At 58.8% G+C, this 21,930-nt stretch carries 20 protein-coding genes; 12 read left to right on the top strand and 8 right to left on the bottom strand.

Going from position 1 to position 21,930, the window contains the following annotated elements:
- The first annotated feature begins 36 nt into the window (after positions 1–36).
- From E8M78_RS07080 to E8M78_RS07070, 3 genes are all read left to right on the top strand, one after another.
- Positions 37–819: a transporter substrate-binding domain-containing protein gene (locus E8M78_RS07080; protein ID WP_137134400.1), complete on the top strand. Its 783-nt coding sequence runs from the start codon at positions 37–39 to the stop codon at positions 817–819.
- Positions 820–940: 121 nt separating this feature from the next.
- Entirely contained in the window at positions 941–1,672 is a 732-nt protein-coding gene (locus tag E8M78_RS07075; RefSeq protein ID WP_137134399.1) for an ABC transporter permease, read from the top strand.
- Positions 1,669–2,481 (top strand): ABC transporter permease subunit, encoded by an 813-nt coding sequence (locus E8M78_RS07070; protein WP_137134398.1) that lies wholly within the window; start codon positions 1,669–1,671, stop codon positions 2,479–2,481. The genes E8M78_RS07075 and E8M78_RS07070 overlap by 4 nt, the downstream gene beginning before the upstream one ends.
- Here the strand turns inward: E8M78_RS07070 and E8M78_RS07065 are convergent.
- The gene (locus E8M78_RS07065) at positions 2,465–3,646 is read right to left on the bottom strand and encodes an MFS transporter (protein ID WP_137134397.1); all 1,182 of its coding nucleotides are present in this window, start codon (positions 3,644–3,646) and stop codon (positions 2,465–2,467) included. The genes E8M78_RS07070 and E8M78_RS07065 overlap by 17 nt on opposite strands.
- Positions 3,647–3,653: 7 nt before the next feature.
- The gene (locus E8M78_RS07060) at positions 3,654–5,027 is read right to left on the bottom strand and encodes an LLM class flavin-dependent oxidoreductase (RefSeq protein ID WP_137134396.1); all 1,374 of its coding nucleotides are present in this window, start codon (positions 5,025–5,027) and stop codon (positions 3,654–3,656) included.
- A gap of 89 nt (positions 5,028–5,116) precedes the next feature.
- Between E8M78_RS07060 and E8M78_RS07055 the strand changes: the two genes are divergently transcribed.
- Complete coding sequence (locus E8M78_RS07055) at positions 5,117–5,686, top strand: XRE family transcriptional regulator (protein ID WP_137134395.1); 570 nt, start codon at positions 5,117–5,119, stop codon at positions 5,684–5,686.
- Positions 5,687–5,810: 124 nt separating this feature from the next.
- On the opposite strand, the gene cydB is transcribed toward E8M78_RS07055, so the two are convergent.
- From cydB to E8M78_RS07040, 3 genes are all read right to left on the bottom strand, one after another.
- Complete coding sequence (cydB, locus tag E8M78_RS07050; RefSeq protein ID WP_137134394.1) at positions 5,811–6,815, bottom strand: cytochrome d ubiquinol oxidase subunit II; 1,005 nt, start codon at positions 6,813–6,815, stop codon at positions 5,811–5,813.
- The gene (locus E8M78_RS07045) at positions 6,805–8,232 is read right to left on the bottom strand and encodes a cytochrome ubiquinol oxidase subunit I (protein ID WP_137134393.1); all 1,428 of its coding nucleotides are present in this window, start codon (positions 8,230–8,232) and stop codon (positions 6,805–6,807) included. The genes cydB and E8M78_RS07045 overlap by 11 nt, the downstream gene beginning before the upstream one ends.
- A gap of 277 nt (positions 8,233–8,509) precedes the next feature.
- Positions 8,510–9,271 (bottom strand): endonuclease/exonuclease/phosphatase family protein, encoded by a 762-nt coding sequence (locus E8M78_RS07040; RefSeq protein WP_137134392.1) that lies wholly within the window; start codon positions 9,269–9,271, stop codon positions 8,510–8,512.
- Between the two features lie 90 nt (positions 9,272–9,361).
- On the opposite strand from E8M78_RS07040, the gene E8M78_RS07035 reads away from it, so the two are divergent.
- Positions 9,362–10,312: a UPF0104 family protein gene (locus E8M78_RS07035; protein ID WP_246658253.1), complete on the top strand. Its 951-nt coding sequence runs from the start codon at positions 9,362–9,364 to the stop codon at positions 10,310–10,312.
- Here E8M78_RS07035 and E8M78_RS07030 read toward each other — a convergent pair.
- Positions 10,286–11,779: a phospholipase D-like domain-containing protein gene (locus E8M78_RS07030; protein ID WP_246658252.1), complete on the bottom strand. Its 1,494-nt coding sequence runs from the start codon at positions 11,777–11,779 to the stop codon at positions 10,286–10,288. The two genes, E8M78_RS07035 and E8M78_RS07030, sit on opposite strands and share 27 nt — an antisense overlap.
- 88 nt (positions 11,780–11,867) lie before the next feature.
- On the bottom strand, positions 11,868–12,026 hold the full coding sequence (locus tag E8M78_RS23250) for a hypothetical protein (protein WP_170973349.1): 159 nt from the start codon (positions 12,024–12,026) through the stop codon (positions 11,868–11,870).
- A 95-nt stretch (positions 12,027–12,121) separates the two neighbouring features.
- On the opposite strand from E8M78_RS23250, the gene E8M78_RS07025 reads away from it, so the two are divergent.
- Positions 12,122–12,628: a ferritin-like domain-containing protein gene (locus tag E8M78_RS07025; protein WP_137134390.1), complete on the top strand. Its 507-nt coding sequence runs from the start codon at positions 12,122–12,124 to the stop codon at positions 12,626–12,628.
- A gap of 5 nt (positions 12,629–12,633) precedes the next feature.
- On the opposite strand, the gene E8M78_RS07020 is transcribed toward E8M78_RS07025, so the two are convergent.
- Positions 12,634–12,825, bottom strand: coding sequence for a hypothetical protein (locus E8M78_RS07020; RefSeq protein ID WP_137134389.1), 192 nt, complete (start codon positions 12,823–12,825; stop codon positions 12,634–12,636).
- A 323-nt stretch (positions 12,826–13,148) separates the two neighbouring features.
- On the opposite strand from E8M78_RS07020, the gene E8M78_RS07015 reads away from it, so the two are divergent.
- From E8M78_RS07015 to E8M78_RS06990, 6 genes are all read left to right on the top strand, one after another.
- The gene (locus E8M78_RS07015; protein WP_246658257.1) at positions 13,149–14,936 is read left to right on the top strand and encodes a sensor histidine kinase; all 1,788 of its coding nucleotides are present in this window, start codon (positions 13,149–13,151) and stop codon (positions 14,934–14,936) included.
- A complete protein-coding gene (locus tag E8M78_RS07010; RefSeq protein ID WP_137134387.1) occupies positions 14,933–16,306 on the top strand; it encodes a sigma-54 dependent transcriptional regulator in 1,374 nt (457 codons plus the stop codon). The genes E8M78_RS07015 and E8M78_RS07010 overlap by 4 nt, the downstream gene beginning before the upstream one ends.
- A gap of 212 nt (positions 16,307–16,518) precedes the next feature.
- Positions 16,519–17,499, top strand: a complete 981-nt coding sequence (locus E8M78_RS07005) for a tripartite tricarboxylate transporter substrate-binding protein (RefSeq protein WP_137134386.1) — start codon at positions 16,519–16,521, stop codon at positions 17,497–17,499.
- A 232-nt stretch (positions 17,500–17,731) separates the two neighbouring features.
- The gene (locus E8M78_RS07000) at positions 17,732–18,193 is read left to right on the top strand and encodes a tripartite tricarboxylate transporter TctB family protein (protein WP_137134385.1); all 462 of its coding nucleotides are present in this window, start codon (positions 17,732–17,734) and stop codon (positions 18,191–18,193) included.
- Between the two features lie 10 nt (positions 18,194–18,203).
- Positions 18,204–19,709, top strand: coding sequence for a tripartite tricarboxylate transporter permease (locus E8M78_RS06995; RefSeq protein ID WP_137134384.1), 1,506 nt, complete (start codon positions 18,204–18,206; stop codon positions 19,707–19,709).
- Positions 19,710–19,965: 256 nt separating this feature from the next.
- The gene (locus E8M78_RS06990) at positions 19,966–21,657 is read left to right on the top strand and encodes a sensor histidine kinase (RefSeq protein ID WP_137134383.1); all 1,692 of its coding nucleotides are present in this window, start codon (positions 19,966–19,968) and stop codon (positions 21,655–21,657) included.
- Positions 21,658–21,930 lie beyond the last annotated feature (273 nt).

Raw genomic sequence — 21,930 nt, 5'->3', positions numbered from 1 at the left:
AACAGCAAAATTCAAAAAATCTAGAAAGGGGAAATCATGAAAAACTTTGTCCGTACCACCGCCCTGGCGCTGTGCATGACAGCGGCAGCCTTCGCCTCGGCTTCTGCGCAGGAAGTGAAGGTTGGTGTCGATTCCGGCCCTTACCCGCCGTTCAGCTCGCCGGATGCAAGCGGTAAGTGGGTTGGCTGGGAAGTGGAAATCATGGACGCGCTTTGTGCTGAAGCCAAGCTGAAGTGCGTTTTGACGCCGCTTGCCTTTGACGGCCTCATCCCCGCGCTAACGTCGAAGAAGATCGACGCCATCATGAGTTCGATGTCGATCACCGACGAGCGCAAGAAGACGATCGATTTCTCCGACAAATATTACAACACGCCTTCATCGGTCATTGGCCCTAAGGGCGTAAAGTTCGAGCCTACAGCCGAAGGCCTCAAGGGCAAGATCCTTGGCGTTCAGGTTTCCACCATTCAAGCGGAATATGCGCAGAAATATTTCGGCAAGTCCGTTTCCGAAATCAAGGAATACCAGACGCAGGATGAGGCCAATAGTGACCTCGCCGCCGGTCGCCTGGATGCCATTCAGGGCGATTTGATTACGCTCGACTCGTTCCTGAAGTCTGATGCGGGCAAGGCGTGCTGCGAACTGCGGGGTGACGTGAAGGACGATCCGGCCATTTTGGGCACGGGCATCGGCGTTGGTCTTCGCAAGGAAGACACGGCCATGAAGGACAAGTTCAACGCGGCCATCAAGGCCATCCGTACGAACGGAACCTACGATACTATTTCGAAGAAGTATTTCGACTTCAATATCTACGGCAAGTAAGCAGATCTTCGTTGCAGCCGGGTTTCTTCGACGGGAAGAAATCCGGCTGTGTGCTTATTTCGGATGCAAAACCGGTTTCTACCTTTGCTGGAATTGCTCCTAGCCCTGAAAGCATTTTCCCATGGGCGCAACAAGTTTTGACTTGAGCCTTTTGTCTTTATCTTCCCCCGGCTGGGGTGGCGTGCTGTTGATGGGCCTTCTGAAGTCCCTGCAGGTGGCCATCGGCGGCTATCTACTCGGGCTTTTCATCGGTATTGGCGGCGCGGCGGGCAAGCTCTGGGGCGGCCCCATTCTGCGCGATCTGCTGGAGGTCTACACCACTGTCGTGCGCGGCGTGCCGGAACTCGTGTTGATCCTGATCCTGTACTATGCTGGCACTGATGCGGTGAACCAGCTTATGCAGCTCCTGGGCCTTCCCGCAGTCGACATCAGCGGGCTGACGGCGGGCATTTTCGTGATCGGGGTGGTGCAGGGCGCTTATTCCACCGAAGTTCTGCGCGGCGCCATTCTCGCGGTGCCTCCGGGTCAGCTGGAGGCGGCGCGTGCCTATGGCATGTCGCCTCTGCTTTCGCTTCGCCGCATCACCTTTCCGGCCATGTTGCCCTATGCCATTCCGGGCCTTTCGAACCTCTGGCTGATTGCAACGAAGGATACCGCGCTGCTGGCGGTCGTCGGTTTTGCTGAATTGACGCTCGTGACGCGGCAGGCGGCTGGCACGACCAAGGCCTTCCTCACCTTCTTTCTTGCGGCCGGTGCGCTCTATCTCATGGTGACGCTGGTTTCCAACCTCATCATCGGGATCATTGAAAAGCGGGCGCGTCGCGGTTTCGCGAGACCGGAAGGGGCGGCATGAGCAAAGTCACCGGAATTCCCACCTATCAGGCGCCGAAGGCGCGCAGCCTCTTCGAGCCGCATCGCATTTTTCTGATGGTTCTCTTCGCGGCCATCCTGCTTTCCATGGCCTGGTTCATGCGCTGGGACTGGATACCCAAATACCAGACGCGTCTGCTCTGGGGCATCTGGGAAACCGTCGTCATGCTGTTTTCGACAGCCATTGCCGGGTTCATCCTCGCCGTTCCTCTGGGACTGGTGCAGGTGACGGGACCAAAGCCGCTGGCCTGGCTGGCACGGGGCTTCTGTACGCTGATCCGTGGTACGCCGCTTCTGCTTCAGCTCTGGCTCTTGTATTACGGCCTCGGTTCGCTGTTTGCCCAATATCCGGAAATTCGCCAGTCCTTCCTCTGGCCCTATCTGCGGCAGGCATGGCCCTATGGCTTTGCTGCCTTGACCATCTCGTTTGCGGCCTATGAAGGGGAGGTCATGCGTGGCGCTTTTGCGGGCGTGCCGAAGGGCGAGCTGGAAGCTGCCAAGGCCTATGGCATGGGCCGTTTCACCATGTTCCGCCGCATCTGGCTTCCGCGTGCGATCCAGCGCACGCTGCCGACCCTGACGGGCGAAACCGTGATCCAGCTGAAGTCGACGCCGCTGGTGGCAACCGTGACGGTGGTGGATGTCTACGCCGTCATTTCCAAGGTGCGGCAGGATACGTTCCTGACCTACGAGCCGCTTTTGCTGCTGGCCGCCATCTATCTCATCCTGACCGGCATTCTTGTTTTCTCTTTCCGGCAGTTGGAGAAGCGAATCCCTAACCGTGGCGTCTGATCTTCAACATCGCCCAGGCTCCGAGGAAGGGGCCGGGCGCGAGGAAGGCAAAACACCATTGCCAGCTTCCGAGCAGCGAGGCCATTTTCGGCATAAGCCAAATGCTGACGACTGTCAGGCTAAAGCCGAGGCCCATCTGGAAGGACAGGGCAGTGCCGACGAGGTGCCGCTCTGAGACTTCCGTCGCCGCTGCCGAAAACTGCGCGCTATCGCCGATGACCGTTATACCCCAGAGCAGCACGACGATCATCAGCAGCCAGAAGGGTCCGTTGAACAGGAAGCCGACCAGAAGCGCACAGGTGCCGGAGGCGAGCATGAGGCCGGCCGTAGTTCTGGCGCGTCCGAAACGGTCGGACAGAATGCCTCCTGCAATGCAGCCAATGACGCCTACAGACAGAGCTGCAAATGTTGCGAGCGATCCGACACCCGCAGGACCATTGGCAAATGCTGCTGGTGCCGCCTTGAGATAGGCCAGAAGCCAGGCCCAGAGCGCATAGAGTTCCCACATATGGCCGAGATAGCCAGCATTCACCAGCATCAGATCACGGTTGCGGATGATCTGGCCGATCTGGCGCGGGTCAAACATCGCGCGAGCGAAGGGGTATGGGCCTTCCGCGATTTTCCAGAGCAGGAGGGCTGCGCCGATGAAGGCGGAAAGAGACGATAGGACGACGACCAGTTGCCAGTTCAATCCCGATGTCAGTCCGCGGAACAGATGGGGTAGGGAAGAGCCCGCGGTCAGGGCGCCAATCACGAAGCCAAGTGCCAGTCCACGACCCTGCTGAAACCAAGTGGCGGCCAGTTTCATGGCTGGTGGATAGACACCCGCCAATGCGAACCCGGTGAGGAAGCGGCAGGCTATCGCGCCGACGAAACCCGGTTCCAGGAGCAGTACGGCATTCGCAAGCCCTGCCAGTGCAGCAGATGCGGCGGCGAGCCGGTTCATCCGCACGATATCCGGCAGATTGATGAGACTGGACAGGAGCGCGCCAGTTACGAAACCGATTTGAACGCCATTGGTCAGCCACGCCGAGGAACCTTCCGGAAAAGTGAGCGCCGCGCTCATCTCCGGTGCAACGGCCGTAGCCGAGAACCAACTCGACAACGACAGGACGACCGAAAGGCAGAGCCAACCTAGGAAGTGCCAGCGATTTTCCTGCAGCATTCGCGTTTCAATCTTTCTGGCGGAAGGTCGCAGCTTTATGCCGATCTGGCAGGCGGGGCTCTCCAAACAGTTTTTCGCGCAACGTACCCTCGCGGTAGCTGGTCTTGTAGACCCCACGCTCCTGCAGGATCGGGATGACATGGGCTATGATGTCGTCGAAACATTCCGGCACCACCGTGCGCGACAGGTTGAAGCCATCGATTCCTGCCTGTTGGCCCCACGCCATCAGTTGATCGGCAATCTCTTCCGCAGAGCCGACCATGGGGGGTTGGCGGCTGCCCAGCACCATCTGCTCCAGCAGCTTGCGCTTCGTCCATTGCGGTCCGGCACTGCGGCTGACCGCTTCGACGTTCGAGACAATCGCATTGCTCTTGCCGGTTTCGATCGGTTCGTCGAGGTCATATTTCGCGAAATCGATGCCCAATGAGGCGCTCGCATGCACAAGGGCGGCCTCCGAACTCACATAGCGGCGGTACTCCTCGAACTTTTCCTGCGCGTCCTTTGCTGTTTTGCCCGTGACGATCGTGGCCCCCATGAAGACCTTGATGTCGCTTGCCGAGCGGCCGAGTTCCACGGCTTTTGCCCTGATGTCATCGACGATGGCGCGAACGCCTTCCATCTTCTGACCGTTGACGAAAACGCATTCCGCATGGGTTGCCGCAAATTGCCGTCCTCGCGTGGAAGACCCAGCCTGATAGAGCACTGGCGTTCGCTGTGGCGAGGGGCTGGAAAGATGCATGGCGTTCAAGCGGTATTGCTTGCCCTCATGACGGGTGGCCCGCACCTTTGCCGGATCGGCGTAAACATGATTGTCGCGGTCGAAGCGCACGGCATCATCGGCCCAGCTTTCCTCCCACAGGCGATAGACCACCTGCATATATTCGTCCGCCAGATCATAGCGGTCATCATGGGCGGCCTGCTGGTCCAGCCCTATGGCTTTCGCGGCGCTATCGAGATAGCCCGTCACGATGTTCCAGCCGATACGTCCGTTCGTCAGGTGATCGAGCGTGGACATGCGCCGCGCAAACAGGAAGGGCGCGTCATAGGTTAGGTTCGCGGTGATGCCGAAACCAAGATGTTTGGTGACGGCAGCCATGGCAGGCACCAACAGAAGAGGATCGTTTACCGGCACCTGCGCTGCGCCGCGTAGCGCTGCGTCGGCACTTCCGCCATAGACATCGTTGACGCCGACGACATCGGCCAGGAAGATCCCGTCGAACAGCCCTTCCTCCAGCCGCCGGGCATAGTCGATCCAGTAGGAGATCTCGTTGAAGCGATGCGACTGATCACGCGGATGCGCCCAAAGACCTTGCTGGATATGCCCGACACAGTTCATATCGAACGCGTTGAAGCGAATTTCCTGTTTGACTGGATCTGCCATAAGTCCCTCTGGTGGCGACGAGAAAGGTCGAGCGTTTCTTATAGATTTAATTTCGTCTACTATAGGAGACGATTTTTGAGGATTGCAAGATGGATCTGCGTGAAGAGCAGGCAGCGGCGGCAATTGCAGAGCGTATCCGGTTGGAGCGGGAGGATCGCGGCTGGTCGCTAAGCGAGCTGGCCGAGCGTTCCGGCGTGTCGAAAGCCATGATCAGCAAGATCGAACGGTGCGAGGCAAGCCCGACCGCGACAGTTCTCGGGCGACTTTCCGGCGCTTTCGGCCTGCCGCTTTCACGCCTTCTGGCGCTGGCGGAACAGGCGGGGGAGCGGCTGGTTCGGGCTGCCCAACAGGTGGTCTGGACCGATCCTGAAACCGGTTATACGCGCCGCGCCATCTCTCCGGCGACCGGCAACGGGCTGGAATTGCTGGAGGTTACCCTCCCGGCAGGTGTTCGCATTCCCTATCCGGCATCAGCCTTTGCCTTCCAGCGCCAGCAGATCTGGGTCACAGTGGGGGAACTGGAGTTCATCGAAGGCGAGACGGTTCATCATCTAACCGCCGGAGACTGCCTGGAACTTGGGCCACCGCAGCCGTGCGTCTTCTTCAACCCGGCCGAGGCAGAGGCTCGCTACATCATAGCGCTGACCCGGCGGATCTGACACTGACCCTGACCTCAGGCACCGAGCCAGAGTTTGATGATGAGGCCGACAATGCCGACGGCCAGAACGCCGGCCAGCCACAGGCCGACGAACCAGGCGAGCTGTTTTGCCTTGCCGCTCCGCATCAGTGATAGCCTTCCTCAGGATCGATTTTTCCACGGAAGACCCAATAGGCATAGGAGGTGTAGATCAGGATTGCCGGAACCAGTACGGCTGCCCCTACCAGCAGGAAGCTGAGGCTTTCATTTGGTGCCGCCGCATCCCAGATCGTGACGGATGTCGGCACGATATACGGGTAGAAGCTGATGCCGATGCCGATATAGGCCAGAACGAAGAGGCCGAGTGCGCAGAGAAACGGGCGCGTATCCTTGTTGTGCTGCAACCCGGTGATGATGCCATAGAGGCATCCGCCGACCAGTAGCGGCACGATGACCGTGAAAAGTGCGCCGGGATAGAGGAACCAGCGATCCAGATATTCGGGTTTCAGGTAGGGCGTCCACAGGCTGACAATGCCCATGGCGGCCACGGTGCCGAAGGCCGTTACGAACGAAAACCAGCGCGCCCGCTCGGCAAGTTCTCCCGTCGTTCGCATCACCAGCCAGGTTGCGCCAAGCAGCGCGTAACCGATCAGGAGCGCAAAGCCCGTCATGATGGAGAAGGGTGTCAGCCAGTCCCACCAGCCGCCGGAATAGGCGCGATTGGCGACGGGAATTCCTTGCACGAGCGCGCCAAGCGCCACCCCTTGCGTGAAGGCGGCGACAGTGGAGCCACCGGCAAAGGCCAAGTTCCAAAGCCATTCAGCTCGTTTTGTCCGCCAACGATATTCGAAGGCCACGCCTCGGAAGATCAGGGCCAGAAGCATTGCGATCAACGGCGCGTACAGGGCTGGCAGAATGGTGGCATAGGCAAGTGGAAAGACCGCCAGAAGTCCACCGCCGCCCAGGACAAGCCATGTCTCGTTACCGTCCCACACGGGCGCGACGGAATTCATCATGACATCGCGGTCGTGCTTTTCCGGAAAGAACGGAAACAGGATGCCGACACCGAGATCGAAACCATCCAGCACCACATAGGCGAGAACGGCAAAGGCAATGATGGCCGCCCAGATGAAGGGAAGATCAAGCTCCATGATGGGCACCTCCGTGTTTGGCATGGTTTTCAGCAAGAGCCGGAGCGGGCGTAATGCCCGCGCTGCGAATCGGACCCTGGCCCAGATGCGGTTCAGGATCGCGTGGGAGGCGGCCCATCAGGCGCAGGATGTAGAAGGTGCCGGCACCGAAGACGAGGAAATAGACGATGACAAAGGCCAAAAGCGATGCTCCCACGGCGGGGGCGGAAATTGGCGAGATCGAATCCGCCGTCAGCAAATGGCCATAGACCGTATAGGGCTGGCGACCGACTTCGGTGGTGATCCATCCGGCAAGAACGGCGACAAAGCCTGCCGGACCCATGACGAGTGCAAAACGGTGTAGCGATTGGCTCTGGTAAAGGGTTCCGCGGAAGCGACAGTAGAGGCTGAACAGGCCAAGGCCCAGCATGGCAAAACCCAGTGCAATCATGACCCGGAACGACCAGAACACGACCGCGACCGGCGGCTGTTTGTCACGCGCAACGGTATCCAGTCCGTTCAGCGGCGCGTTCAGGTCATGCTTCAGGATCAGGCTCGAAAGCTTCGGGATCTGCACAGCATAATCGATCCGCTGGTTGTCCTGATCGGGGAGACCGAACAGAATGAGCGGCGCTCCATCCGGATGGCTCTCGAAATGGCCTTCCATGGCCATGACCTTGGCGGGCTGGTGTTCCAGCGTATTCAGGCCGTGCATATCTCCGGCGAAAATCTGGATCGGCGCGACGACGGCAATCATTCCCATGGCCATGGAGAACATGGTTCCGGCCCGAAGCGGCGCCGTGCGACGCAACAGATGCCAGGCACCGACGGCACCGACGACCAGCGCCGTGGTGAGATAGGCAGCCAGAACCATGTGCGTGAAGCGGTAGGGAAAGGACGGGTTGAAGATGACCGCCCACCAGTCGGTCGGCACGAACTGTCCCTTGTCATTCATCGCAAAGCCCGCAGGCGTCTGCATCCATGAGTTCACCGACAGAATCCAGGTCGCGGACATCAGCGTGCCGAAGGCCACCATAAGGGTTGCGAAAAAATGGAGGCCGGGGCCAACACGCTTTCTGCCGAACAGCATGACGCCAAGGAAACCCGCCTCCAGGAAGAAGGCGGAAAGCACCTCATAGCCCATCAGTGGCCCGATCACCGGCCCCGCCTTGTCGGAAAAGACGCTCCAATTGGTGCCGAACTGATAGGACATGACAATGCCGGAGACGACGCCCATGCCGAAGGCCAGCGCGAAAATCGTTTTCCAGAAATCGAAGAGCTCCAGGTAAACCGGCTTTTTCGTCCACAGATACAGGCCTTCCAGAACGGCCAGATAGCTTGCAAGCCCTATGGAAAAGGCTGGAAAGATGATGTGGAAGGATACGGTGAACGCGAACTGGATTCGCGCCAGAAGCGTTGCGTCAAAGTGCTCGAACATTGTCTCGCCCTCATTATGGACCTCGTCCCCCGAAATCCTGTTGATGAGAGCTATGTGGCCGCCGTTTGACGTTTAGCAATAGGAAGTTTGGCCGCAGGCGCGAATGGTCGCACGTATTGCGATATGTCAAAGAAAGGGCGCCTCCTCGATCAACGAGGGGACGCCCAAGGGGGAGGTTCTATGACGCTGCCGCTCCAACTCTCGCCTGTGCGACATCCTGAAAATGGCTAGGCGGCATCATTGTTCCGTATCTTGTACGATTAATCAGCATGGTTAATCAGGCGGGGACTTCCACGATTGCCAGCAAGGGCAAATGATCGGAGGCGATACGGGTCGCTGCATTCCGGACGGCTTCAGCGGACAGGATGCGCGGGCCATTCGCGGTAAAGATATGGTCCAGTCTCAACAGCGGAAAGCGCGAGGGAAATGTCGGGTCGGGGCGTCGCCCAGTCTGTTGCTTGGAATCCTGCAGAGGTTTCAGGAGATTACGATAGGCTGCGGATGACGGAATGGAATTGAAGTCGCCCATTACGATGAGAGGCTTATTCGCGCAGTCGCGATGACCGATCCAGTCTGGACCGGTCAGTTCCTGCGCTTGTCGCAAACGATCGCGTCGCAACAGGCCGAGATGGGTGTTGAAGACGTTGACCTTGACCGCACCCATCTCGACCTCAGACCATATTGCTCCGCGCGGTTCCCCGTAGGATTTCAGGCCGCCCGCCCGGACCAGCCGCACCGGCAGTGCGGTCAGAAGCGCATCTCCGTAGAGTTCTTCCTCAACACTGAGAGCCGGGTGGAAATGAAAGTTCATCTTCAGCCGATTGGCGATGACTTCCGCCTGGTCGATGCCGCCGCTGCGACGCCGGCGAACATCCAGCTCCTGCAGGCCGATGATATCCGGCTTCAACGACGCGATCACGTCCGCAACGCGGCCGGGGTCGAGCCTGCGGTCGGTGCCCACGCAGCTGTGAACGTTATATGAGAGAATTCGAATGGTCCGGCTGCTCCGTGGCGCCGTATTGATGTCAGGTTCGATCATGACGCGGGGAACCCCTTGAGGCTGCGTTTCGTTCCCTCAAACCCTGCAACTGCGGTCCTTTGCGACGAAACGGAAGGACGAGGAGACATCGTGAGACGGCATCTTCTTCGTATACTCATTCTGCTGATCATCTGTGTGGCGCTCGTTCTGGTGTATCGCAGTCTCAGTCGCTATAGTCTGGACGACATTACGTCCTCACTGGCGCAAATCCCGTCCTATCGGATCATGACCGGCTTCCTCTGTGTCATCGCATCCTACGTCTGCCTTTCGCTCTTCGATTATCTAGGGTTGCGCTATGTCGGAAAGGGTCAGGCTTATCCAAGGGCGGCGCTAGCATCTTTCTGTGCACTGTCGATCGGCCACAATGTCGGAGGGGCCGCACTTTCGAGCGGCGCCGTGCGGTATCGGTTCTACACGCGCTGGGGACTGAGCGGGGACGAGGTGGCGAAAGTCATTCTGTTCTGCGGTGCGACCGTTCTGCTCGGCCTCAGCATGCTGGCAGGTATTGCGCTGCTGCTGATGCCACCCACAGGAGAGACAATCCTGCAGCTGGATCCGGGCCCTCGCAAGTTGCTGGGGCTGGCATTTCTAGCCTATCCGGTTGCCTATGTCATTTGCTCGATCTGGGGGCGGCCACCTCTGAAATTCCGCTCTTTCCGTATGGAAATGCCGACCACGCCCATGTGTATCGCGCAGATTGCTGTGGGGACGGTCAACTTCGGTTTCGTGGCTGCCGCCCTGCATCAATTGCTCTCAGCCTTTACCGATGCGGGCTATCTGCAAGTCGCAACCGCCTATGTGACGGCAACGATTGCTGCCATGCTGAGTCACGTTCCGGGAGGGCTGGGGGTTCTGGAGGCAACCATGCTGATGGTGCTGCCTGCCGGCGCATCCATTGGCTCTCTGGTCGCGTTCCGGGTGCTCTATTACTTCGTTCCGCTTCTGATCGGCGCGCCGCTGTTTTTGTTGACAGAAATTCTGGCGCGCCGCGAAGGTCCGGGTCGTTCCGAGCCTTCAGGTGAAGCTGCGCATCAGGCGTGACAATGCCCAGCGCGTGCCGACCTTTAGCTGGCGGAATGGCCAGAAGGGTCGGCGCGGATCGATCAGCGAGGTGCCGATCAGCGAATCCGTTTCTCCGTGCAGAACGTCGACGTTGAAATGACGTAAGCCCCGACGCTGATTGTTCAGCCGTTCGATGGTACGGATCAACGATCCGGTTTCTTCGACAAGGCTGGCAACGGTTTCCGACGTCGAGCCAAGATGTTCAGCGAGGAGATCGTGACGAAGATCGAGGACTGCCTTTCTATCCTCTGCCTTCTCGGGTTCGAACGCCAGGTCGGATTCCGTATCCAGACCTTCGGAGCGGTTGTTCAGGTTCGATGATCCGATGCGGATGAAACGGTCATCGATGATGACCAGCTTGGCATGGACGATGATTTCCGTCTCCTTGCCTTCCTCATCCTGCGTCACCGAGTAATAGACGCGCAGGCGATTATAGCGGTCATGACGTTTCATCCGCCGGATGAGCCGGGTCCGATTATGGCCCATCATCAGCTTTTCGAGGAAACCGTGCGATTCCTGGGTCACGAGAATGATGATCTCAGGGCCGTCTGCTTCCGCAAGCCTATCCATAATCGTGCGCGCGACGGCAAAGGAGGCGAGATATTGCGATTCCAGATAGATGTGGCTCCGCGCGGCGCGTAGGGCATCGTGCGTCAGTTGGATGGCTTCGCGTCGTCCGCGGCGGCCGTTCCACTTCAGCGGTTCAGTCAGTGCAAGGGCGACCGGGCAATCGGTCAAAACCGGTGCCAGGTCCACTGGCCAGAGATCGTCAGAATGTGGCTGGCCAGGTGCCAGCTCCTGTTTCGTCGCCCATTTCCAGCGCTTGCGGCATGCGTCGCCGACCAGCCTCGCGGCATCGCCGGTTACGATTGATTGCGCATCGTGAACCGGGCCGTAGCAGGTTCCATCGGGCGAGCAGCGCAGCTTGTTTGGAATGGCATGGTTGCGATAATCCCAGCGGCGGGCAGTCAGGTCTATGCCGCCGAGGAAGGCGACCGTATCGTCGACGCAGACCATCTTCTGGTGGTGGCTGGCGCGGATCGGGTGGCGGAAGTCGAATTCCATGAGGATGCGGGGGTGATCATTCCAGCCCGTCTTCCGGAATATCTTCAGGCTCTTGCCAGAATAGACCGGACCCATGCCCCAGACCAGAATTCGGACGACGAGATCCGGCTGGGAGTCCACGCGCTGACGAAGGATTTGGCCGAGCGTCGGGCTTCCCGGTATCTCGGGCTGAAGGCGGATATGAGGGTTGAAGTCCCAACCGACGATGAAGATCGAATGACGAGCCTTGTGGAGAACCTGCTCGAGCCTGCGATAGTATTCCGCACCGTCGATCAGGAATGCAGCCTTGTCGCATCTTGAACTGCGCCAGGCATTGCGGCCAGGCTGGACGATGCTGCCGCTTGCCGATGTATCCGTTTCTGCCGACGATCTGTAATCCACAGCATTCACCCCTTCGCTATCCGTGCCGCAACAACGCATCGGCCGCGCGCGGGTTCCGTGGCGGCCGATGGTGGGCAGCGAAGGGGGGTCAGCGGACTTGCATGGGGGGATCGCGCGTCTCATCCGGGTTGGGAACCGGTTCTTCGTCTGGCAGATGGTCGGGTTCCGGTTCTTCGATCGGAGGTTCGGGCACCCAGGTTGGCGCCGGCATCGGAGGCTGCTCGCTGGGCTCGTGGGGGTCGGACATCCCTTTTCCTCTTGGTTTCTGCTGACACCAACCCACATCAGTGGAAATGGTTCCGACCGAACGCTGGTTGGCGGGTTCGGGAAAAGGAGAATGCAATGACCCATGCTCGAGATCATTTCGCCGTCTGGCTTCGTGATGCGCATGCCATGGAGGTTCAGGGCGCGACCATGCTGCGCAGCCAGATCGGCCGTATCGAGAACTATCCGGACCTGCGCGAGCGATTGCAGGAGCACCTTGCGGAGACTGAAGACCAGGCCCAATCTTTGCGGGAGTTGATGGAACGTGCGCCCGGTCCGCAATCAGTGCTTAAAGATGTCGCCAGCAAACTGTCGGGGACCGCACAAGGGCTCACCAGCCTGCTTGCCAGTGACGAGATCGTGCGTATCTGCACCAGCATCTACAGCTTCGAGCATACTGAAATCGCCACCTATCGCGTACTCTTCGCAGCCGCCGACGAAATCGGCGACGGCAAGGCTGTCGATGTATTGGGTAAGATCCTCGATCAGGAGAAAGCCATGGCTGGCTGGGTGGAGAGCTATCTGGATGGCATGACCCGTCTTTATCTCATGCGCGAGGAACGCGACCTCATCGCGAAGCGATGACGTCATCACATATTGAAACGCTGGGTCAACTCATCCGGATCGCGCACACCGGACTGATACAGTTCGATGATCTGCGCTGCGATTTGGCTTGCATCGCTTGACCGGATTTCTATGCCTTTTGTTTGTCTGATGCTGTCGACGACCGACTGCAAAAACTCCAGATCGCTTGGTTCGAGTGTTATTTTCTCTGAATTCATGTCTCGCCTCCATGAGGAGGGCGAAAGTCACCGGACGCATGGGTCACGGTCTTCCAGCCGCCGATGCCCGTTCAATCAATCGGCGGTAATATCAGTGTATGCTTATGAACGAGGAATGCAACCGGATGCATCTTCACGAAATCAGAAGTGTTCGTGAACATCTGGTGCCTGCGTTGCAGCCTTACTCTCATCAAACCGTCTGCTGCGCCAATTGATCCCGCTTCCAAAGCAACTTGTATCTGCCTGAAATTTCAGCCACCCTTCAGGCCGGACCAGGAGGATAAGGGTTGGGTAAGCGGTATCTGTCGGCATTGGTCGGCTTCATCCTGATTGGTGTCGTTTTCGCCATCCACGGCGGTGACATCATCAAGGCGCGTTATCTTGCCGAAGCGACAACGCAGGGCGGTACCACCTTGAGGCTTGCCGTGTCGGCGCTCGAGGGGCACCTCAAGCGCTATGAGGCACTACCGGCGTTGATTGCGGAGCAGCCCGACATCGAGGCTTTGATCCTACAGCCGGATAACCTGATCCGCCGTCATTCTACCAATCTCTATCTCGCCAACATCAATGCGCTTCTGAAATCCTCAGACATCTATATGTTGACAATGGACGGCGAGACGATCGCCGCCAGCAACTTCGACCTGCCCACCAGCTTCGTCGGCCAGAATTTCAGCTACCGTCCCTATTTCCAGGAGGCGGTCAAGGGCAAGCAGGCCCGCTTCTATGCGCTGGGCACCACATCTGCCAAACGCGGCTATTATTTCTCTTCGCCCATCGAGATCGGCGGCATCGTACGGGGCGTCATCGTCTTCAAGGTCGATATCGATGTGCTGGAAGCCTCATGGGAAGGGGGCGACGCACGCATCTTCGTCTCCGATCCCGAAGGCATCATCTTCATGACGGGCAGCCCGCACTGGCTCTATCATTCGATCCTACCGCTCACCGAGGAGAGAATTGCGCGGACCTCCGCCTCACGCCGTTACTCCGATGCCGTGCTCAAACCGCTTCTCTTCACCGAACGGGTCGAAGAGGGTCACAGGATCATGAGCGTTGCCGAAGCCGGTGGAACGCGGGATTATCTGGTGCTTTCCCAAAGCATGCCTGATGCGGACTGGACGGTGAATGTGCTGACGGACACCGCCTCAGCCCGGGCGCAGGCGCAAACCGTGATTATTGCTGGACTGCTGGTCCTGTGTTTGGTCGGCCTTGGTGTTGCAATCCTGATGCAGCGCCGCGCGCGGCTGGATGAGCGACTGCATCTGCAGGAGGCCGCACAGGTGGAACTGGAGCGTCGGGTAGAGGAGCGCACGGCTGATCTCGCGCGGGTCAACACCCGCATCGAGGAAGAGATTGCCGAACGCCGCGCGACCGAACTTCAATTGCGGCAGACACAGGCGGACCTCATCCAGGCCGGAAAGCTTGCGGGGCTTGGCCAGATGTCGGCAGCACTTTCGCACGAATTCAACCAGCCGCTCGCGGCAGCCAAGACCTATTCCGACAGTGCGGACGTCCTGATCGAGCGTGGCCGGCTGGAAGAGGCGCGCGATAACATCCGGCGTATTTCAGCGCTCATCGACCGGATGGCCTCCATCTCGCGTCACCTGCGCAATTTTGCGCGCAAACCGAATGAGAAACTGAGCGGCGTGGCGCTGGATGACGTCATCCGCGATACGCTGGAGATTGTCTCGACACGTCTGAAGAGCGCACAGGCGGAAATCGAGACTTCGCTTCCCCGTGACATGCCTCCCGTGCTTGCCGGGTCCATTCGCCTGCAGCAGGTTCTGGTCAATATCATCACCAATGCAGCGGATGCGGTCGAAGGTCTCGACGACAGGCACATCGAACTGACGGTCGATGTGGATGAGAGGGTGCATATTCGCGTACGCGACCGTGGTGCGGGTGTTGCGGCGGCGATCAGCGAGCGCATTTTCGATCCGTTTTTCACCACCAAAGGCGTTGGCAAGGGCTTGGGACTTGGTCTGTCCATATCCTATAACATCATCAAGGATTTCGGTGGCAGCCTGAGCGTTGTGAACCACCCGGATGGCGGGGCGGTCTTCACGATCTCGCTCACGGCGGCAACCGGGCAGGTGGGCCTAGCGGCGGAGTGAGTATGCAGCGTGTATTACTGGCGGATGACGAGGAGGAGCTTCGCCGTTCCACAGCCCAGGCGCTGGAACTCTCCGGCTTTGAGGTCCAGACCCTTGCCAGTGCCGAACAGGTTCTGGAGCTTATCGGCTATTCCTTCGAGGGCGTGATCGTCAGCGACATTCGCATGCCCGGCATGGACGGCATGACCCTGATGCAGCGTGTCCGCGAACTGGATGCCGAAATCCCGGTCATTCTGGTTACCGGTCATGGCGATGTGCAACTGGCCGTCAAGGCCATGCGGGAGGGCGCCTATGATTTCATCGAGAAACCATTCACGACGTCGCATCTGGCTGGCGTGTTGCGCCGTGCCCAGGACCGCCGCAATCTGGTGCTGGAAAACCGGCGGCTTCGGGCCGTTGCCGGCAAGCGCGACGATATCGAAACCCGGCTGCCCGGACGCACGCAAGTGATGATCGATCTCCGCTATCAAATCCGCGCCATTGGTGCAGCCGATGCCGATACCCTGATCATTGGTGATACAGGCGTTGGCAAGGAGGTGGTTGCCCGCGCACTGCATGATGTCAGCCCGCGCGCCAACCGTCCCTTCATCGCCATCAATTGCGCCTCCTTGCCTGAAACCCTGATCGAGAGCGAGCTGTTCGGCCATGAGGCAGGAGCTTTTCCCGGTGCGCTTCGGCCTCGCTACGGCAAGTTTGAGCATGGACGGGGCGGCACGATCCTACTGGACGAAATCGGGTCCATGCCTATCGATCTCCAGGCGAAGTTCCTGCGCGTCCTGCAGGAAAGGGTCATCACCCGGCTGGGCTCCAATGAGCCGGTGGGACTCGACGTGCGCTTCATCGCGACCAGCAAGGTGGATCTGGAGGCAGAGGTTGCCGCGGGCCGCTTCCGCGCCGATCTCCTATATCGATTGAACGTCGTGACCCTGCGGGTCCCCTCACTGGCACAACGCCGGGCAGATATCCCGCTTCTGTTTCTGCAGCTCGTTCGCGAGGCAGCGGCTCGCTATGGCCGGGAAGACATGGATGTGCCGCAGGAGGTGGTCATGTCCGTTGCGCAACGGGACTGGCCGGGAAACGTGCGCGAGCTGCGCAATGCGGCCGACCGTCTCGTCCTCGGCCTCGACATGCGTCCCGGTGATGGCGGCGCGTTGGTCAAGCCGGGAAGTAGTCGCCTGGCCGACCGTGTTGCAGCGTTCGAACGGAACATCATCGCCGCTGCAATCTCAGCCAATGGCGGCGCATTGAAGCCCGTTTATGAGCAACTGGGAATCAGCCGGAAGACGCTTTACGAGAAAATGCAGAAGTATGGTCTCGACAAGAAACTTCTGTCTCCGGACGGGCTTGCGGAACTGGGTGAAGAGGTCTGACGCGTCCGTTGAAGATATGATGGGTGGAAATCCACACATGGCCTGATGGGCTTGGGGCGGAATCCACCCATGATCACGTATGGAGAGTCACACTTGTGACCATCCGGTGGCAGGAAGCGGTTGCTCGTGCCATCAATCCTCAGCCACATAGTCGCCATCCGGTCGTTGCGGGAGGAGCCGCGACACCGTAGATTGTCATGAGGAGGATGACCATGAAGCTTTTTAAGGCTCTCGCTTGCGCAACTGCATTTGCCGCCGTTGCTTTCTCGTCCGTTGCACAGGCTGCCGGTTACCCTGAGCGGTCGATTACCATGATCGTACCGTTCTCTGCAGGTGGCCCGACCGATACGGTTGCACGCCTCGTTGCAGAATCCATGTCGAAGGATCTCGGTCAGCAGATCATCATCGAAAACGTCGGCGGTGCTGGCGGAACACTCGGTGCCGGTCGCGTGGCGAAGGCGGATGCGGATGGTTACACGCTGCTTCTTCACCACATTGGCATGGCAACCAGCGCGACCCTCTATCGCAAGCTGCCCTATGATACGCTGAAGGACTTCGAATATGTTGGTCTCGTCACCGACGTTCCGATGACCATTGTGACCCGCAAGGACATGGCGGCAAAGGATCTCAAGGGTCTGATCGAATTCGCCAAGGCCAACAAGGACAAGGTGACGGTTGCCAATGCGGGTATCGGTGCCGCATCGCATCTTTGCGGCATGATGTTCATGAGCGCGATCCAGACCCCTCTGGTCACGGTGCCTTACAAGGGTACGGGTCCTGCGATGACCGATCTTCTGGGCGGTCAGGTCGATATCATGTGCGACCAGACGACCAATACGACGAAGCAGATTCAAGGCGGTACGATCAAGGCCTATGCCGTTACGTCACCCAAGCGTCTTGACGTCCTGAAGGATGTACCGACGGCTGTCGAAGCAGGATTGGCCGGCTTTGAGGTGGGCATCTGGCACGGCGTCTACACGCCGAAGGGAACGCCTGCCGCTGTCAACGAGCGTCTGTCCAAGGCGCTGAAAGTGGCGCTGAAGGATCCGAATGTTGCTGCCCGCTTTGCTGAACTCGGCACTGTGCCTTCCTCTGACGCGGAGGCTACGCCCGCTGCCCTGAAAGCCAAGCTCGAGAGCGAGATTGCTCGCTGGCAGCCGGTGATCAAGGCTGCAGGCCAGTACGCGGACTGACGTCGACCTGATTGCCGCACACACTGAAAATGGGTGTGCGGCACTTCTTTTCTTGCGGCTGGCTCGAACTGTGTGTCGTGTGTATCATGACGCTTGCCGGCCGCCTGCCACGTCTGACACATCTGTATCAGGATAGGCATCCATGTCCTGAAAGGCACGATGCGGGGAGCTTCAAAGGGTTAGAGCGTCGCCAGTGTGTCCGAAAGGAAGCCGTGCGTTCTGGGGAGGCATCATGAAATCTATCGAATTTGACAAGACAAACGCCGTCTGTGGCGCGCTGTTTGTTGGCATAGGGCTGTTTTTCGGCTTCGAGTCGCTGAATCTGGAACTGGGCACCGCGTTTCGCATGGGGCCGGGGTATTTTCCGTTTCTGCTGGCCTGCGCGCTCGTGCTGCTGGGTGGCATCATTCTGTTTCAGGCGTTTCGCGTCGAACATGAGGGTATCGGTCCGATTGCATGGCGAGGACTTCTCTTGATCCTGCCGTCTGCGATCTTCTTCGGCCTGACCATTCGCGGTCTTGGTTTCGTGCCGTCGCTGTTCCTGACGGCCTTTATTGCAAGTTTTGCATCATCCAGAATGACGCCGATTCTGGCGATCCTGCTCTCGGCCGGTTTGACCGTCTTTTCAGTCCTGGTGTTCGAATACGGCCTTGGCCTTCCATTCCGCACTTTCGGCCCCTGGCTTGGCTTCTAGGAGATAGCCGATGGATCTTTTTAATAATCTTGCCCTTGGTTTCTCCACTGCAACGTCGCTGGAAAACCTGTTCTTCTGCCTCATCGGTGTTCTTCTCGGAACCCTGATCGGCGTCCTGCCGGGCATTGGTGCGACCGCGACGATTGCGATGCTGTTGCCCATCACGTTCCAGTTGGAGCCGGTTTCCTCGCTCATCATGCTTGCCGGCATCTATTACGGCGCACAATATGGTGGCTCCACCACGGCCATCCTCATCAACATGCCGGGCGAAAGCTCGTCAGCCGTGACCGCCATCGACGGCTACCAGATGGCCCGCAAGGGGCGTGCAGGGGCAGCCCTGGCAATCGCTGCGCTCGGCTCCTTCTTCGCCGGTACGGTCTCCACTTTCCTGGTTGCCATCTTCGCGCCACCGCTGACAAAGATCGCCTTGCAGTTTGGTGCTGCGGAATATTTCTCGCTGATGGTGGTCGGCCTCGTCTCGTCCATCGCGCTTGCATCCGGCTCCATCATCAAGGCGCTTGCCATGGTGGTTCTCGGTCTGCTGCTCGGGCTTGTGGGAACAGACATCTACTCCGGCACGCCACGCTTCACGCTGGGCATTCGCGAATATTCGGACGGTCTGAACTTCGTTGCCGTCGCTGTCGGCGTCTTCGGTATCGCGGAAATTTTGCGCAATCTTGAAGGCGAGAAGAACAGAACCGTACTGATGTCGAAGGTCAGCGGTCTTCTGCCGACCAAGGCGGACTTCAAGGCAATGTTTGCGCCGGTGCTTCGCGGAACGGCCATCGGTTCGGCGCTCGGTATTCTGCCCGGCGGCGGTGCCATCCTGGCCGCCTTTGCATCCTACACGGTGGAAAAGCGTGTTTCGAAGAAGCCGGAGGAATTCGGCCATGGTGCGATTGCAGGTGTGGCAGGTCCGGAATCGGCCAACAATGCCGGTGCCCAGACATCTTTCATTCCACTTCTGACGCTTGGCATTCCGGCAAACCCGGTCATGGCGCTGATGGTAGGCGCAATGATCATCCAGGGCATCGTTCCCGGTCCGAACGTCGCGACTGAGCAGCCCGCCCTGTTCTGGGGCATCATCGCCTCCATGTGGATCGGCAACCTGATGCTGGTCGTGCTCAACCTGCCGCTTATCGGGCTTTGGGTGAAGCTTCTGACGATCCCGTACTACGTGCTCTTCCCCATCATCATGGCTTTCTGCTCCATCGGGGTCTACAGCGTCAACTCGAACGTGTTCGATCTCTATGCGGTCGCCTTCTTCGGCTTCATCGGTTACGTGCTCGTGAAGTTGCGGTGCGAACCGGCGCCCCTTCTGCTCGGCTTCGTGCTGGGGCCGCTTCTGGAGGAAAACCTGCGCCGCGCCATGATCTTGTCGCGTGGTGATCCGACGACGTTCCTGACGAGGCCCATCAGCGCGACACTGCTGGTGATTGCCCTGGGTGTTCTGGTCGTCGTGCTGCTGCCGAGCGTGCGCAAGAAGCGCGAAGAAGTGTTCCAGGACGAAGAATAGTCTGCCGGACGTCAAACAACCCGCCGCCGCTCTTTTTCCGGAGTGGCGGCGTTTTTGGTTTACAGGTAGGAGTTGCGGTGCATTTGAACCAATGCGTTGTCACATTGTATCCTGTACGGTGAACGTCTCTTGGTTCCGTGAGCAAACTCGGATAGAAGTAGTGAATGGGTCGCCGGAAGCGCCACTGCGGGGGATAGAGACGATGATCGCCATGATGGTGATGTTCAGCCAAGGCTTCAGGACGTAACCTCTCCACATGAAGAGGTTTTCGGGACTTCTGCCGACTGCTCCGATTGGAGCCTACCTTGTTGCATTGGCGGCTGTCATTGCCCTGCCGTTGATTGCCTTCGTGATCTTCCTCATTCTGCGGCTGGAAGCGCAGCAACGCGCTATTCTCAACACGGACACGCAGGACGATGCCCGCACCATTGCGCGCGCCATCGATCAGGAGTTGCGGGATGCGGTCACGACTCTCAAGCTGATCTCCACATCCCCGGACCTTGATGCCAACGATCTCCAGAGTTTTCATAACAGGACGCAGGTGAGTCTTCGGGGAAGCTCTCGCTATGTTCTGGTTGCCGACGAGAAAGGCCAGCAGCTTCTCAATACCCGCGTCGACTATGGAACGCCCCTGCCCATGTTGTCGGACCAGGAGACTTTTACGCTTGCAAGGCAGACGGAGCGGATCCAGGTTTCCAATATCCTGTTCGGCAATACCAGCAAGCGATGGGTCTTCAACGTTATCCTGCCGCTTGGCGGAGCTGCCCGTGCCTCCGGGGCTGCTGCACTGATCCTCACCCAGAATGCGGAGGACCTGCAGAGGTTGATGTCGACGGATGGTTTGCCAAAGGGGTGGTCTGTCAGCGTCCTGGACAGGCGTGGCAATGTCGTGACTGCGACCAATGCCGGAGCCGGTGAACCGTCGCCAATTCCCCCACTGACGCAGGAACTCATGACCGGCAATAGCGGGACGATCGAGGACGTAAACGGCATGGACCGTCTGATGTACGGTTATGCCAGGCTTTTGCCCTGGGACTGGAAGATCGTGGTTTGGGGGCCAATCAGTACGGCTCAGGCAACCATCGTTTCGACCTGGCGCTACTTCGTCATCGGCAGCGCCAGCTTCCTGACTGTCGGTTTGTTGATTGCCTATCTACTCGGGCGCCAGTTGCGGACGCCCATCCGGCAAATCGCGGAAATGGCGGAGCGGATCGGTCGGGGTGAAATCGTCTCGCCTGTAGAGACGCGCATAGCTGAGGCGAACCAGGTTGCAATTGCACTGTCCAATGCCTCGTTCGATCGCAGCGAGGCCGAAGATCGCGCGCATCTGGTCATGCGAGAGCTTGTGCACCGGACGAAGAACATCATGACGCTGATCCAGGCGATGATGCGGCAGTTGGCGCGCAAGGAAACAAATATCAATGCGTTTCAGAGCGCCATTGGCGAGCGGTTGCAGGGACTGGGTCGATCTATCGAGATGCTGGCGCAGGAACAATGGGCAGGCGTTCCCTTGATGCGGGTTGTGGCGTTGCATCTTGAAGCCTTTGCCGAAGCACAAAGCAGGGTGGATGTCTCAGGTCCGGACTTTGTGTTGCGTGCTGAAGCTGTTCAGAACCTTGGCCTCATCCTTCACGAACTGGCGACCAATTCGGTCAAGTACGGTGCCTTGTCGGTGCCGGAAGGGCGGGTTTCGCTGAGCTGGAGGGTTGATGAGGCCACGGAGGGGGAGCCACGCATCATCATAGACTGGACGGAGCACAATGGTCCGCCTGTGCACGAGCCTGCAACGACCGGCTTCGGAACGACAATCATCAAGCGACACGCGGCGGCGGCCTTTAGCGGGCATGTCGAGGTCGATTATTCGCACCACGGGTTCCGCTGGACATTGACCGGCCCACGGCGCGTTTTCGAACGGTGCCCGACTGAGGCTCAAAAGGAAGAGGCCTGATTTGCGGTGACGTTGCGTTCCTGAAGCTGTCGAACGCAGAGTGACTAAGTTATATTACAGCATGTCGCGTTCAATCATCCTCGATTGAACGATAACGTACATGCGGCAAGAAAAGATCGAAAGCGCGGCTCTATTGAATCCAATAAGGTGCGCCGCGCTTTGAAGAGAACGGTACGAAAAAGGCCGCTACAGAAGCGGCCTTTCATTGCAATCAAAGTAAACCTCCACCTACGGTGGAGGACTGGACGAGTTCTACATCGTAGTGGAGAGACC

The sequence above is a fragment of the Rhizobium sp. FKY42 genome (genome assembly GCF_005222835.1).
GTDB lineage: Bacteria > Pseudomonadota > Alphaproteobacteria > Rhizobiales > Rhizobiaceae > Neorhizobium.
The sequence above is the reverse complement of the archived record's forward strand: the minus strand, read 5'-3'. Positions and strand labels throughout refer to the sequence as shown.

Excerpts from the sequence above, each read along its gene's own strand:
- E8M78_RS07080 (WP_137134400.1), top strand. The coding sequence starts at position 37 with ATGAAAAACTTTGTCCGTACCACCGCCCTGGCGCTGTGCATGACAGCG.
- E8M78_RS07075 (WP_137134399.1), top strand. The coding sequence starts at position 941 with ATGGGCGCAACAAGTTTTGACTTGAGCCTTTTGTCTTTATCTTCCCCC.
- E8M78_RS07070 (WP_137134398.1), top strand. The coding sequence starts at position 1,669 with ATGAGCAAAGTCACCGGAATTCCCACCTATCAGGCGCCGAAGGCGCGC.
- E8M78_RS07065 (WP_137134397.1), bottom strand. The coding sequence starts at position 3,646 with ATGCTGCAGGAAAATCGCTGGCACTTCCTAGGTTGGCTCTGCCTTTCG.
- E8M78_RS07060 (WP_137134396.1), bottom strand. The coding sequence starts at position 5,027 with ATGGCAGATCCAGTCAAACAGGAAATTCGCTTCAACGCGTTCGATATG.
- E8M78_RS07055 (WP_137134395.1), top strand. The coding sequence starts at position 5,117 with ATGGATCTGCGTGAAGAGCAGGCAGCGGCGGCAATTGCAGAGCGTATC.
- cydB (WP_137134394.1), bottom strand. The coding sequence starts at position 6,815 with ATGGAGCTTGATCTTCCCTTCATCTGGGCGGCCATCATTGCCTTTGCC.
- E8M78_RS07045 (WP_137134393.1), bottom strand. The coding sequence starts at position 8,232 with ATGTTCGAGCACTTTGACGCAACGCTTCTGGCGCGAATCCAGTTCGCG.
- E8M78_RS07040 (WP_137134392.1), bottom strand. The coding sequence starts at position 9,271 with ATGATCGAACCTGACATCAATACGGCGCCACGGAGCAGCCGGACCATT.
- E8M78_RS23250 (WP_170973349.1), bottom strand. The coding sequence starts at position 12,026 with ATGTCCGACCCCCACGAGCCCAGCGAGCAGCCTCCGATGCCGGCGCCA.
- E8M78_RS07025 (WP_137134390.1), top strand. The coding sequence starts at position 12,122 with ATGACCCATGCTCGAGATCATTTCGCCGTCTGGCTTCGTGATGCGCAT.
- E8M78_RS07020 (WP_137134389.1), bottom strand. The coding sequence starts at position 12,825 with ATGAATTCAGAGAAAATAACACTCGAACCAAGCGATCTGGAGTTTTTG.
- E8M78_RS07005 (WP_137134386.1), top strand. The coding sequence starts at position 16,519 with ATGAAGCTTTTTAAGGCTCTCGCTTGCGCAACTGCATTTGCCGCCGTT.
- E8M78_RS07000 (WP_137134385.1), top strand. The coding sequence starts at position 17,732 with ATGAAATCTATCGAATTTGACAAGACAAACGCCGTCTGTGGCGCGCTG.
- E8M78_RS06995 (WP_137134384.1), top strand. The coding sequence starts at position 18,204 with ATGGATCTTTTTAATAATCTTGCCCTTGGTTTCTCCACTGCAACGTCG.
- E8M78_RS06990 (WP_137134383.1), top strand. The coding sequence starts at position 19,966 with ATGAAGAGGTTTTCGGGACTTCTGCCGACTGCTCCGATTGGAGCCTAC.